The sequence below is a fragment of the Streptomyces sp. NPDC029122 genome (genome assembly GCF_055569445.1).
The window spans coordinates 141,116-153,177 of the sequence record NZ_JBVHWK010000011.1 but is presented as its reverse complement, the minus strand read 5'-3'; the positions used below and the strand labels follow the sequence as shown (position 1 = coordinate 153,177).

The following is a 12,062-nucleotide window of genomic DNA, read 5'->3' as shown; positions in this document are numbered from 1 at the left end:
CCCCCCCCCCCCCACGCCCCCCCCCCCCCCCCCCCCCCCCTCCCCCCCCCTCCCCCCCTCCCCCCCCCCCCCCCCCCCCCCCCCCCCCCCCCCGCAGCGGCGTTTTCCAGGGTCGGCGGACCGGCCGCGCGGGAACCGCGCTGCCGCGGCCGGGGTGCCGCGGGCTCGGTCGCCACTCCTTTCGCCACGGACGAAACGATTCCGCATACTGATACCGCCAGGTGATCAAGGGTGGGAGGATGCGTGGCGGAGGCCGAAGGGCACGGTCCCGAGGACCGGAAGCCGAAGTCCGACGAGGCGCACAGCGCGTTCACTCCCCCGCCCGGGACGCAGCCGGAGGTCCCGGACGAGGACCAGCCGACCTCCGAGTTCGCCCTCCCCGAGGGCGCGACCACCCTCTCCCCGGGCCCCGAGGGCTCCGCGTTCGCCGCCCCGGCCACCTACAGCGCCAGCCAGTCCCCGCCCGCCTACACCCCCCTGCCGGCCCCCGGCTTCCCCGCCGCCTCCCCCTGGCAGGACCGGATGCGCACGATGCTGCGCATGCCGGTGGACGTCCGGCCGGTGCCCGAACCGCTGCACCGGCAGACCGAGTCCGGCCCGGCCGTGGGCCGCGTGCTCGACCTCACCCTGCGCATCGGCGAGCTGCTGCTCGCGGGCGGCGAGGGCGCCGAGGACGTGGAGGCCGCGATGTTCGCGGTGGCCCGCTCCTACGGGCTCGACCGCTGCGAGCCCACCGTCACCTTCACCCTGCTGTCGATCACCCACCAGCCCTCCCTGGTGGACGACCCCGTCTCCGCGAACCGCATCGTGCGGCGCCGCGGCACCGACTACACCCGCCTCGCCGCCGTGTTCCGGCTGGTGGACGACATCTGCGCGCCCGACGTGGAGGTCTCCCTGGAGGAGGCCTACCGCCGTCTCGCCGTGATCCGGCGCAACCGCCACCCGTACCCGACCTGGGTGCTCACCGCCGCCGCGGGACTGCTCGCCGGGGCCGCCTCCACGCTGGTCGGCGGCGGGGTGGCCGTCTTCTTCTGCGCCGCCCTCGGCGCCGTCCTCGGCGACCGCCTGGCCTGGTACTTCGCCGGCCGGGGACTGCCCGAGTTCTACCAGTTCGTGGTCGCCGCGATGCCCCCGGCCGCCATCGGGGTGGCCCTGAAGATCGCCGAGTTCGACGTACGCGCCTCCGCCGTGATCACCGGCGGCCTGTTCGCGCTGCTGCCGGGACGGGCCCTGGTCGCCGCCGTGCAGGACGGGCTGACCGGCTACTACATCACCGCCTCCGCCCGCCTGCTGGAGGTCATGTACCTCTTCATCGGGATCGTCGTCGGCGTCCTGGTGGTGATCTACGTGGGCCTCCAGTTCGGCGCCTCGCCGAACCCGGACGAGGTGCTCCAGATCCCGCACCGCCCGGTGCTGCAGATCCTCGCCTCGATGGTCCTGGTGTTCACCTTCGCGATCCTGCTCCAGCAGGAGCGCTCCACCGTGTGGATCGTGACCCTCAACGGCGGGGTCGCCTGGGTCACCTTCGGCGCGCTGCGGGCCGCCGAGCTGCCGCCGGTGCCGTCCACGGCCATCGCGGCCGGGCTGGTCGGCCTGTTCGGGCAGCTCTTCTCGCGCTACCGCTTCGCCTCCGCCCTGCCGTACGTGACGGCGGCCATCGGGCCGCTGCTGCCCGGTTCGGCCACGTACTACGGGCTGCTCTCGATCGCCGAGAACCGGCTCGACGCGGGCTTCGCCTCCCTCACCAACGCCGCCGCCATCGCCCTCGCGATCGCGATCGGGGTGAACCTCGGCTCCGAGACCTCACGGCTGTTCATGCGGATCCCGGGGGCGCGCAGCGCGGCCAAGCGCCGGGCCGCGGCGAAGCGGACCCGAGGCTTCTGAGGCCGTACGCCCCCGGACGCGCCGACGCCCCGGAGACGGCCGTCTCCGGGGCGTACGAGGCTTCCCCGCGGGGAATCTAGCGCTTGGCGTGGCGGCCGCGCTGGCCGGGCGCCGGCGGCTGCTCCTGCGGCGGGTACCCCGGCTGCGCCGGGGCGGCCGCTTCGGCCTTCTTGGTCTTGCGCGCCTTCAGCACCTCCAGGATCACCGGGATCACGGAGATCAGCACGATGCCGATGAAGATCGGCTCGACGTTCTTCTTGATGACCTCGAACTGGCCCAGCTGGTAGCCGAGGACGGTGACGCCCGCGCCCCAGAGGATGCCGCCGACGATGTTGAAGGTCAGGAAGGTGCGGTACTTCATCGCGCTGGCGCCGGCCACCATCGGCGCGAACGTGCGGATGATCGGCACGAAACGGGCCAGCACGATCGCCTTGGGGCCGTGCTTCTCCATGAAGTCGTGCGCGGCGTCCAGGTTCTCCTTCTTGAAGACCTTGCTGTTCGGCCGGTTGAACAGCTTGGGGCCGAAGAACTTGCCGAGCAGGTAACCGACCTGGTCGCCGAGGATCGCCGAGGCCGCGATCATGGTGCAGACCAGCCACAGGGGCTGGCTGATGTCACCGCTGGCGACGAACAGGCCGGCCGTGAACAGCAGGGAGTCGCCGGGCAGGAACGCGAAGAAGCCCGATTCCGCGAAGACGATGACCAGGATGCCGATCAGGCCGAAGTGCCCGATCAGGTACTCCGGGGACAGCCACTCGGGGCCGAGGGCAAGCGTGTAGAGGGGTTCCACGTTTCCGGGCTCTCCTGGATCAGGGGGACGTCTGCGGTGGGGGACGCGACGAGGCAGGCGGTCTCAATTATGAACGCACACCGCCCCCACCGGGTTCCAGAGGCCGGAGGGGGCGGTATGCGTGGAGGATCCGCTATGCCCGGCGCGCGGCGTTCGCCGTGATCGCGTCCCGCAGGTGCTCGGCGACGCCGGGCCCCATCGCGTCGTAGTACGCCTTGAAGCGCTCGTCCGCGACGTACATGTCACCCAGGCAGGTGTGCATCTCGTACGGGCAGTCGTAGAACCACGTGCCGATGTGCCGGCGGTGCTCTTCGGCCAGGTCCATGGCCGTCCCGCCCTGGGCGGGCTCGCCGGCCGCCACCAGGGCCGCGTACCGGGCGCCCCAGTCGGCCGCCTCGTCCTGCATCCGCTTCCAGTCGTCCTTGGTGTAGGCGGCGGTCCGGCGCTGCGACTCGGCGTAGGCCTCCGTGCCGCCCCAGCGCTGCTCCACCTCCTCGGCGTACTGCTCCGGGTCCTCGTCCCCGAAGACCTCGAACCGCTCCTCGGGCGTGAGGTTGATGCCCATCTTCTTCGCCTCCATGGCGTGCTCAACGGCCTTGGCCATCTGCTGGAGCCGGGCGATCCGGTCGGACAGGAGGGCGTGCTGCCGGCGCAGGTGCTCCCTGGGGTCCGATCGCGGATCGTCCAGCAGGACCGCGACCTCTTCGAGCGGAAAGCCGAGCTCCCGGTAGAACAGGATCTGCTGCAGCCGGTCCAGGTCGGCGTCGTCGTAACGCCGGTGTCCCGCGCCGCTGCGCCCGCTCGGGCGCAGCAGCCCGATCTCGTCGTAGTGGTGCAGGGTGCGCACCGTCACTGCGGCGAACCCGGCGACCTGGCCCACGGAGTAGCCCATCGCTTTCCGCTCCTCTGTTGGGTACGCCCCCCACTGTGGTTCCTCACGCCACGTGAGGTGCAAGCCCCGTTTCCCGAGGGGCCCGCGGAAAGGGGATCAGCCCATCGCCTTGGTGCCGTCCAGGGACTCCCGGATGACGTCCGCGTGGCCCGCGTGCCGGGCGAACTCCTCGATCAGGTGCAGGAGCATCCAGCGCATGGAGACCTTGGCGTTCTCGGGGAACCAGGGCGCCGGGGGCAGCGGGAAGGTCTCGTCCAGGCTGGGCAGGTCCGCGACGAAGGCGGCCAGTTCCGCGCTCACCCCGTCCCAGAAGGCCTGGACGGACGCGATGGTCTCGTCGCCGACGAGCCGGAAGGCCTCGGCGTAGTTCTCCTGGGTGCGGGCGCTCTCGTTGGGCCGCTGCTGCGCCATACGCAGCCAGCCCAGCTCCACCTCGGCGACGTGCTTGAGCAGCCCGGACAGCGACAGCTCGCTGGCGCTCGGACGGCTCGCGGCCTGCTCCTCGGTCAGCCCCGCAGCCGCCTCGCGGATCGCGGCCCGCTGGGACTCGACGAAGGCCAGCAGGGTGCCGCGCTCGTCACCCAAGACCTCACCGGAAATCTGTGCCATGACCAACCACCTCTTCATCCCCTGTGCGGGGCCGTCCCCCGCTGACAAGGACCACGCTACGGAGGCTTGCGGTCAGGTCCTGTCCGCAACTCGCGGGAGGACGGGAAAAGCCGCACGGCGTGTGGGGAGGCAGGAGGCGGCCGTCAGAACGGGAACCGCGTCCGGCCGTGCTGGACCGAGATCCACTTCTGGGTGGTGAAGGCCTCCACGGTGGCCTCGCCCCCCAGCCGCCCCAGACCGGAGGCCTTCTCGCCGCCGAAGGCGGCCAGCGGCTCGTCACCGATGGTGGAGTCGTTCACGTGGATCATGCCCGTCTCGATGCGCCGGGCGAAGCGGACGCCGCGCTCCACGTCGCGGGTGTGCACGGCGCCGCTGAGCCCGTACGGGGTGGCGTTGGCCAGGCGTACGGCCTCCTCCTCCCCGTCGAAGACCACCAGCAGCGCGACCGGTCCGAAGATCTCCTGGCCCAGCAGCGGGGAGCCCTCGGGCAGCCCGGCGAGGACGGTGGGCTCGACCAGGTTGCCGCGCGTAGAACCCCGTACGAGCGCCCGTGCCCCGGATTCCAGGGCGCGGTCCACGAGCGCGGTCAGCGCGTCCGCCTGGAAGGAGTTGATCAGCGGGCCGATGTGGGTGTCGGCCTCGCGCGGGTCGCCGGTCTTCAGGGCGCGCACGCGGGCGGTGAACTTCTCGGTGAACTCCTCCGCCACGCTCGCGTCGACGAGGATCCGGTTGGCCGCCATGCAGACCTGGCCCTGGAAGACGAAGCGGCTGAAGACGGCCGCGTCCACCGCGTAGTCGACGTCGGCGTCGTCGAGGACGACCAGGGCGCTGTTGCCGCTCAGTTCGAGGACGGTCCGCTTGAAGTGGCGGGCCGCGACCGAGCCGACGTGCCGGCCGGTGCGGTCGGAGCCGGCGAAGGAGATGACCTTGGGGACGGGGTGGGTCAGGATCGCGTCGCCTATCTCGGCGATGTCCGTGACCAGCACGTTCAGCAGTCCGGCGGGCAGGCCCGCGTCCTCGAAGATCTTGGCGATGACCCCGCCGCCGGTCACCGGGGCGTTCTGGTTCGGCTTGATCACGACCGCGTTGCCCAACGCCAGTGCGGGGGCCACCGACTTCAAGGTCACCAGGAAGGGGAAGTTGAAGGGGCTGATCACCGCCACCACGCCGACCGGGAGGCGCTGGACCCGGTTCTCCTTGCCCTCGACCGGCGAGGGCAGGATGCGGCCCTCGGGGCGGACGGCCAGCTGGACCGCCTCGCGCAGGAACTCCATCGCGAGGTGGACCTCGTACTCGGCCTTGGGACGGGTCCCGCCGAGCTCGTCGATCATCGCCTCGACGATCTCCTTCTGGCGCTCCTCCGTGATGCGCAGGGCGCGTTCCAGGACGGTGCGTCTCGCGTGGGGGCCGGTGGCCGCCCAGTCGCGCTGGGCCCGCTCGGCGGCGCGGTAGGCCCGGTCGACCTGCTCGACGGTGGCCACGGTGATGGCCGCGAGTTTCTCCCCGTTGTACGGGTTGACGTCGATGATGTCCCACGAACCCGTGCCGGCCAGCCATTCGCCGTCGATGTACTGGTGAGCCAGGTCGGTGAATATGGACATGCCATCCCTTACTGCGAGCGCGCACCCCTGCGCTGCACCGGAGACCGATCGGTCATCTTCATGCACTGATCAGACGTCATAGTACGTGCGCGTCAAGACAGTTGGAGGAGTCCGCGCAGGAGGTCCCGGGTCTGGCCGGGATCCGGGCAGTCGGCCTGGAGCCGCTCCATCGCCCGCGCGTACTGCGCCACTTCCTCTTCTTTGTCCAGGTAGAGCGCGCTGGTCAGCTGTTCCAGATAGACGATGTCCTGAAGGTCGGACTCGGGGAAGCGCAGCAGCGTGAAGGCGCCGCTCTCGCCCGCGTGGCCGCCGAAGGAGAAGGGCATCACCTGGAGCCGTACGTTGGGCCGCTGGCTGATCTCGATGAGGTGCTCCAGCTGGCCGCGCATCACGTCCCGGTCGCCGTACGGGCGGCGCAGCGCTGCCTCGTCGAGGACCGCGTGGAACACCGGGGCGTTCTCGGACACCAGGACCTTCTGGCGCTCCAGGCGCAGCGCGACGCGGCGGTCGATCTCGGCGGCGCCGGCCCCGGGCATGCCGCGGCGCACGACCGCCTGCGCGTACGCCTCGGTCTGCAGCAGGCCGTGCACGAACTGCACTTCGTAGATCCGGATGAGGGACGCCGCGCCCTCCAGGCCGATGTACGTCTGGAACCACCCGGGCAGCACGTCGCCGTAGCTGTGCCACCAGCCCGCCGCGTTGGCCTCGCGGACCAGACCGAGCAGGGACTCCCGCTCGGCGCCGTCGGTGACCCCGTAGAGCGTGAGGAGGTCCTCCACGTCCCTGGCCTTGAAGCTCACCCTTCCCAACTCCAAGCGGCTGATCTTCGATTCGGATGCGCGGATCGAGTAGCCGGCCGCCTCACGGGTGATGCCGCGGGATTCTCGGAGTCGCCTGAGCTGTGAGCCCAGGAGGATGCGGCGCACCACAGAACCGCTGGCTTCTGCGGTCACTAGTACTGCCCTCCCCATCGCAATGGTGTGCGCGTGGTGTGCGCGTGCCTCGGCGGGGCCCCCGCACCCCGGTGCCGCAGTCTGCCACCAAAACGCATCGGCCCGTACTCGTTCTGTAACGGAATCCGGCGTCCCGGAAAAGAAGTCCGTAAGTATGCGTAGGAAGAAATGAGCAAGAACCGTCACGGGAAGGGACGGGTCGGGCGCGTGCACGTGCATCTGCCCTTGCATCCGGCTTCGCCATTCGGAACGATGGTGCCGCGCACCTGCGTGCTCTTCGCGCCGGCGCGGGACCCACCCCGCAGTTCTCTTTGGACGGAGCCGCCCGCTTCGTCCGCGAATCCCGGGAGTGCCTCGCATGGGGACGAATGGATCGACCGTGCTCGAGCCGTTACGGCAGGGGCTGCCCCCGGTCGACCCCACGGCTGTCTCCGGATCCGCCTCCTGCGCTCTGCCCGCCCGCTTCGAAGCGGTGCGCGGCGCCCGTTCCTTCACCAGGTCGACCCTGTCCCAATGGGAACTGGACGACCGCTTCGACGACGTCTCCCTGGTCGTCTCCGAGCTCGTCACCAACGCCCTGCGCCACGCCCTGCCGGACGAGGCACGGCCGGCCGCCGGGCCGGAGGCGGCGGTGCGGCTGCACCTGATGCGGTGGAGCACGCGGCTGGTGTGCGCGGTGCGGGACCCCAGCGAGGACCGGCCGGGCGGTTCCTTCGCGCCGGAGCGCACGGACGAGAACTGCGACCTGGAGTCGGGGCGCGGGCTGTTCCTGGTAGACGCCTACAGCGACAGCTGGGGCTGGCACCCGCTCGCGGGACGCCTCAGCGGCAAGGTGGTCTGGGCGCTGTTCATGCTCCAGGACTGACCTGGCGCTCCTCCGGGACGGGACCTGAGGCGGCTCGCCGTGCGGCCGAGGCGGCATCGCCGACGACCGAGGCGGCATCGCCGTGCGCCGCCGTTCACCCGCCGCGGCGTCGCCGCACCCGCCGCGCGCACCGTCCCGTCGGAACGACCGGCCGGGACCGATCTAGGGCGATCGGTCCCGGCCGGTGCACGTGCATGGCTTGATCGGTGCGCCGTTCCCTCGGTCGGCCCCCGCGGCCGGCTCAGGCGATCAGATGGTCGAACTCGCCGTCCTTGACGCCCAGCAGCAGCGCCTCGATCTCGGCCGGCGTGTAGACGAGCGCCGGTCCGTCGGGAAAGCGCGAGTTGCGCATGGCGATGTCGCCCCCGGGCAGCCTGGCGAACTCCACGCAGGACCCCTGCGAGTTGCTGTGTCTGCTCTTCTGCCAGGTCAGCTCGTACAAGGAAGTGAGTTCTGCAGCTGCCATCCCGTTGTACACGTGGTCCACAGGAAGCCCCCGATAGTGCAGATGTCAACTGCACCGGATCATAGCTGTGTTCATGACCGCATGCATGGGCAGATGCACGTGCACGCGGGGTGCTCCACCCATCACTGTTGATCACCACGGACGGCGGTCCAGGACCCCGGCCCTCCGTTTCGGGGGCGGGCGCAGCCGGGCGTCAGGGCCGCAGCGCCTCCGACACCTCGTCCAGCGCGTCCAGCAGCTGCTCCGCCGCCCCGCGCAGGACACCCGGCCCGGGAGCCTCCCCGTCCGCCAGCAGCTCCCGGACCCCGTCCCACCGGGGGACCTTCCGCTCCCGCACCGCCTTCGCGCCGGCCTCGGTCGCCTCCCGCAGCACCCGCTCCAGTTCCGCCGCCCCCGGCACGGGCGGGTGGGCCCGGTCCGGGAGGTGCGCCTCCAGCAGCATGGCGGTGCGGCCCAGCGCCGCCAGCGCGCCCCCCGCGCCCTCGGCGGCCGCCCGGGACAGCCCCCGGTGCCGCACCGGCTCCCCCTCCGCCCGCCCGAGCGCCTCCTGCCAGGCGATCCGGGCGTCGCGGGCCGCCAGCAGCGCCTCCCGCACGTCCGCGCGCCGGGCCCCGGCCGGGTCGGCGTACTGCCCGAGCACGGCGGCCGCGTACCGCCCGTCGGCGGCGAGCCAGTCGGCGAGGCGGGTGCGCAGCCGCGGGGTCTCCCAGGCCGGGTAGAGCGCGTAGGCGAGCATCGCGAGGACCCCGCCGACCAGGGTCAGGGCGATCCGGTCGGGCACCGTCTGGTCCCAGCGGACGCCGCCCATCCCGAGGAGGAACACCACGTACGCCGAGACGAAGACCTGGGCGACGGCGTACCCGGTGCGCATCAGCACGTACATCAGGCCCGCGCTGACCACCGCCAGCAGCCCCGACAGGTACATCCCCGGCTGCGCCAGCCGCACGATCGCGGTGGCCACCCCCACGCCCGCGAGGGTGCCGCCGAAGCGGGCGACGGCCCGGGACCAGGTCTGGGTGAAGTCGGGCCGCATCACCATCACCGAGGCCATCGGCGCCCAGTAGCCGTGCCCGAACGGCAGCACCTGCCCCACCAGGTACCCCGCGCACGCCGCCGCCGTCACCCGCACGGCGTGCCGCAGTACGGGCGAACCGGGGCGCAGCTCGGCCCGTACGGCCTTCAGCACCAGCGGCACCAGGGCGGGCACGGTGGGCCGCAGCCTCGCCTCGGCGGGGTCCGCGGTGCGCCCGGAACCCGGCTCGGCCGTCTCCAGTACGTCGTCCAGCAGGGCGGCGAGCCTGCGCGCGGCCCGCAGCGGCGCGCCGGTGAAGACCTCCGGCAGGTCGGGTGCCTTCAGCACGGCCAGTGCCGGCGCGGGCAGGCGTACGGGGTCCCCGTGGCGGATGGCGTGCGCCGCGGCGTCCAGCACCGCCCCGGCGGCGTCCAGCAGCTCCCGCACCCGTTCCCGCGCCGGCCCCTCGGCGGGGGCGCCGACGGCCGGGTCGGCGAGCGAGGCCAGCACGGGCCGTACCCGCTCCGCCAGCCCCCGGGCCCCGTGCAGCTCGGCGGGCCGCCGCCGGGCCTGCCGGACGGTGACGGCAGCGGCGTCCCGGGCCTTCATCAGCGGCGCGGGGTCGAAGGAGCTGACGGGGTCGTGCCGCAGCCGGCGGGCGTAGTCGGCCTCGGCGGCGAGGGCGTCGGCCAGGGCGTCGCGCTGGGCGCCCCAGCGGCGGACCGGGAACAGCACGATGAGCAGCGCCTGCACCACCCCTCCGGCGGCGATCATCGCTGCGTGCCCGGCGGCCTGCGGGACGGAGGTCGGCAGGGTGACCGTGACCAGCATGACCGCGACGTTGCCGGAGGCGATGATCCCGGCGGTGGGACCGGCGGCCCACAACAGCCCCGCCGCGAAGGCCCAGACGGCGAGCATCGGCAGGAACAGCCCGATGTCGGCCGACCCGACCAGGTACCCGGTGAAGGTGGAGACCGCCAGCGTCAGCCCGGAGGCGAGGGCGAGCACGGGGCGCGGGCGCCAGCTCTGCTGGAAGGTGGCGATGGCGGCCATGAAGGCCCCGAACGCGGAACTGGCCGCCGCACCCGGTCCGAAGAGGGCGAGCGCGGCGCCGATGACGACCGCGAGCCCCACGGCTGCCCGGACGGCGACGAGGGGCTCCAGGCGGGCCCGCTCGACCGTCATGCCCGCGCGCGCGGTGTCCTTCAGCGCGCGGAGCCAGCTCATGGCGTCGAGCGTAACCGTTCGTCACCTTTTTCAGCTTTTCTTCCGATCAAGCCGGACATGCCCATAGGGCAGTGCCTAGGGCAGCGCGGGGCGCCGCCCGCCCACGTGGGCGGCGTCGGCGGCCGCCGTACCGTCCTCCCAGCCCGCGTGGTCGGTGGCCCCGCGCAGCCGGGTGGTCGTGGTCCGGGGGAACATCTCGTCGGCCCGCGAGCCGACGGCCACGTCCCGGGCCACCAGGGCGGGCAGGTTGTCGGGGGCCTCCGTGGCCGTGTGCTCGGCGGTCTCCGCGAGCCGCCGCCCGAGCCGGCTCGCGTAGGCGAGCAGGAAGGACTGCCTGAAGGTCTTGGTCCGCTTGCGTCCGCCCGCCCGCTGGGCGGCCTCGGCCCGGGTCATCGCCGCCGTGCCCTGCACGAGCAGCGAGGTGTACAGCAGCTCCACCGCCTCCAGATCGCTCTCGAACCCCACGACGGTCGAGAACCCGAACCCGCTGTTCCACACCGCCCGGCAGCGGTTGGCGGAGGCCACCGCGTCCAGCAGTACCGCCTTGGCCTCCTCGTACGGGGGCTCGACGCCGATCCGGCAGGCGCCGGGCACCTGCGCCGGAGCGCCGCCGCGCACCGCCAGCAGCGCCTCGTCCACCGTGTGCCGGGCCATCAGCTCCTGCGCCTTGGCGCTGAGCGCCTCCGCCTCCTCGGGGTAGGTCGTCGCCTCGGCCTTCGCGAGCAGCGCCCGGATCCGGCCCAGCATGCGCGGCTCGATGTGCGCGTGCTCCAGGGCGTCACCGGCCGGGTCCCCCGGGACCGGCCCCACCGGCTCGACGGACGGCAGCCGGACCAGCAGCCGGAACAGCTCCAGGACGGCGGTGGCCAGGGTGAACCGGTCCGCCTTCTCACGGCGCGCGAGCCGGTCGGCGTACTCCTCGTCGGCCCCCCACCACGCCTCCGGCGCGCCCCACCGCTCCGGGAGCCGCGCGTACCGCCGGGCCTCGGCGGCGATCACGTCACCGGCGATGCCGAGGTGCACGGCCTCCAGATCCCGCCGCACCAGCCTCAGCACGTCGGCGGGCCGCCACCCCCGCTCCCAGGCCTGCCGTACGTACGCCTCCCCGCGCGCGAGCAACTCCCGCCCGACCCCGCCCCACAGCGCGCCGTCGGCGGCGAGCACGGAGGCACCGGTGTCGAGCCCGGCATCGTCCTGGGCGTAGAGGGCGGCCGCGAAGGCCCTGTCGACGATCTCGGCACACTGACTCACCCCTTCAGCTTTGCACGCTCCCCCGCACGCCCCTCACACCGCGGGCGGAGGCGGAGCCGAGGGCCGGGGCCGGGGCGGGGGCGGAGCCGAGGGCCGAAGGCCGGGGGCCGGGGGCCGGGGGCCGGGGCCGGGTCGGAGCGCGGACCGGCCCGCAGCGCTACACCGCCCGCCCGGGCAGGGGCCCGGGGCGCAGCCCCCGCACCGCCGACCCGCCCGCCCGGGCTTCGCCGTACGGCGGCCGGGGCCGAGCCCCGGGGAGCGGGACCCGGGCCGACGTCCCGCCCGGCCGGCGCCCGCCCGGCGGGACGGTCCCCGGCACAGGTCGGCGAATCCCGCCCTGCCTGCGCCCCGCCCAGCGGGACGGCCCCCCGCACGGGTCCGCGTACCCCCGGACAACCGCCCCGCCCGGCGGGACGGCCCCCCGCACGGGTCCGCGAATCCCGCCCTGCCTGCGCCCCGCCCGGCGGGACGGCCTCCCGCGCGGGTCCACGTACCCCCGGACAACCGCCCCG

General features: G+C 73.2%; 10 protein-coding genes. 2 read left to right on the top strand and 8 right to left on the bottom strand.

From position 1 onward, the window contains the following. Positions 1 to 243 precede the first annotated feature (243 nt). Entirely contained in the window at positions 244 to 1,884 is a 1,641-nt protein-coding gene (locus tag ACZ4WZ_RS16125) for a threonine/serine exporter family protein (RefSeq protein WP_467890451.1), read from the top strand. Positions 1,885 to 1,960: 76 nt separating this feature from the next. On the opposite strand, the gene ACZ4WZ_RS16120 is transcribed toward ACZ4WZ_RS16125, so the two are convergent. The 5 genes from ACZ4WZ_RS16120 to ACZ4WZ_RS16100 form a co-directional block, all read right to left on the bottom strand. Continuing rightward, entirely contained in the window at positions 1,961 to 2,674 is a 714-nt protein-coding gene (locus ACZ4WZ_RS16120; RefSeq protein ID WP_467890448.1) for a DedA family protein, read from the bottom strand. A gap of 133 nt (positions 2,675 to 2,807) precedes the next feature. After that, positions 2,808 to 3,566 (bottom strand): MerR family transcriptional regulator, encoded by a 759-nt coding sequence (locus tag ACZ4WZ_RS16115; protein WP_467890445.1) that lies wholly within the window; start codon positions 3,564 to 3,566, stop codon positions 2,808 to 2,810. 96 nt (positions 3,567 to 3,662) lie between these two features. After that, positions 3,663 to 4,175, bottom strand: coding sequence for a DinB family protein (locus tag ACZ4WZ_RS16110; RefSeq protein ID WP_467890442.1), 513 nt, complete (start codon positions 4,173 to 4,175; stop codon positions 3,663 to 3,665). Between the two features lie 143 nt (positions 4,176 to 4,318). Next, positions 4,319 to 5,776 (bottom strand): aldehyde dehydrogenase family protein, encoded by a 1,458-nt coding sequence (locus ACZ4WZ_RS16105; RefSeq protein ID WP_467890439.1) that lies wholly within the window; start codon positions 5,774 to 5,776, stop codon positions 4,319 to 4,321. A 92-nt stretch (positions 5,777 to 5,868) separates the two neighbouring features. Then, positions 5,869 to 6,747, bottom strand: coding sequence for a helix-turn-helix domain-containing protein (locus ACZ4WZ_RS16100; RefSeq protein WP_361600797.1), 879 nt, complete (start codon positions 6,745 to 6,747; stop codon positions 5,869 to 5,871). Between the two features lie 340 nt (positions 6,748 to 7,087). Between ACZ4WZ_RS16100 and ACZ4WZ_RS16095 the strand changes: the two genes are divergently transcribed. Next, positions 7,088 to 7,594, top strand: coding sequence for an ATP-binding protein (locus ACZ4WZ_RS16095; RefSeq protein ID WP_467890436.1), 507 nt, complete (start codon positions 7,088 to 7,090; stop codon positions 7,592 to 7,594). 241 nt (positions 7,595 to 7,835) lie between these two features. Here the strand turns inward: ACZ4WZ_RS16095 and ACZ4WZ_RS16090 are convergent, their stop codons facing one another. The 3 genes from ACZ4WZ_RS16090 to ACZ4WZ_RS16080 all read right to left on the bottom strand — a co-directional run bounded on the left by ACZ4WZ_RS16090 (position 7,836) and on the right by ACZ4WZ_RS16080 (position 11,550). Beyond that, on the bottom strand, positions 7,836 to 8,081 hold the full coding sequence (locus ACZ4WZ_RS16090; protein ID WP_467890434.1) for a DUF397 domain-containing protein: 246 nt from the start codon (positions 8,079 to 8,081) through the stop codon (positions 7,836 to 7,838). Between the two features lie 172 nt (positions 8,082 to 8,253). Further along, entirely contained in the window at positions 8,254 to 10,299 is a 2,046-nt protein-coding gene (locus ACZ4WZ_RS16085) for an FUSC family protein (protein WP_467890431.1), read from the bottom strand. A 75-nt stretch (positions 10,300 to 10,374) separates the two neighbouring features. Further along, positions 10,375 to 11,550, bottom strand: a complete 1,176-nt coding sequence (locus ACZ4WZ_RS16080; protein ID WP_467890429.1) for a DUF2786 domain-containing protein — start codon at positions 11,548 to 11,550, stop codon at positions 10,375 to 10,377. Positions 11,551 to 12,062 lie beyond the last annotated feature (512 nt).

Bases quoted from the DNA above. Each gene is read 5' to 3' on its own strand.
- ACZ4WZ_RS16115 (WP_467890445.1), bottom strand. From the start codon at position 3,566: ATGGGCTACTCCGTGGGCCAGGTCGCCGGGTTCGCCGCAGTGACGGTG.
- ACZ4WZ_RS16110 (WP_467890442.1), bottom strand. From the start codon at position 4,175: ATGGCACAGATTTCCGGTGAGGTCTTGGGTGACGAGCGCGGCACCCTG.
- ACZ4WZ_RS16105 (WP_467890439.1), bottom strand. From the start codon at position 5,776: ATGTCCATATTCACCGACCTGGCTCACCAGTACATCGACGGCGAATGG.
- ACZ4WZ_RS16100 (WP_361600797.1), bottom strand. From the start codon at position 6,747: ATGGGGAGGGCAGTACTAGTGACCGCAGAAGCCAGCGGTTCTGTGGTG.
- ACZ4WZ_RS16095 (WP_467890436.1), top strand. From the start codon at position 7,088: ATGGGGACGAATGGATCGACCGTGCTCGAGCCGTTACGGCAGGGGCTG.
- ACZ4WZ_RS16085 (WP_467890431.1), bottom strand. From the start codon at position 10,299: ATGAGCTGGCTCCGCGCGCTGAAGGACACCGCGCGCGCGGGCATGACG.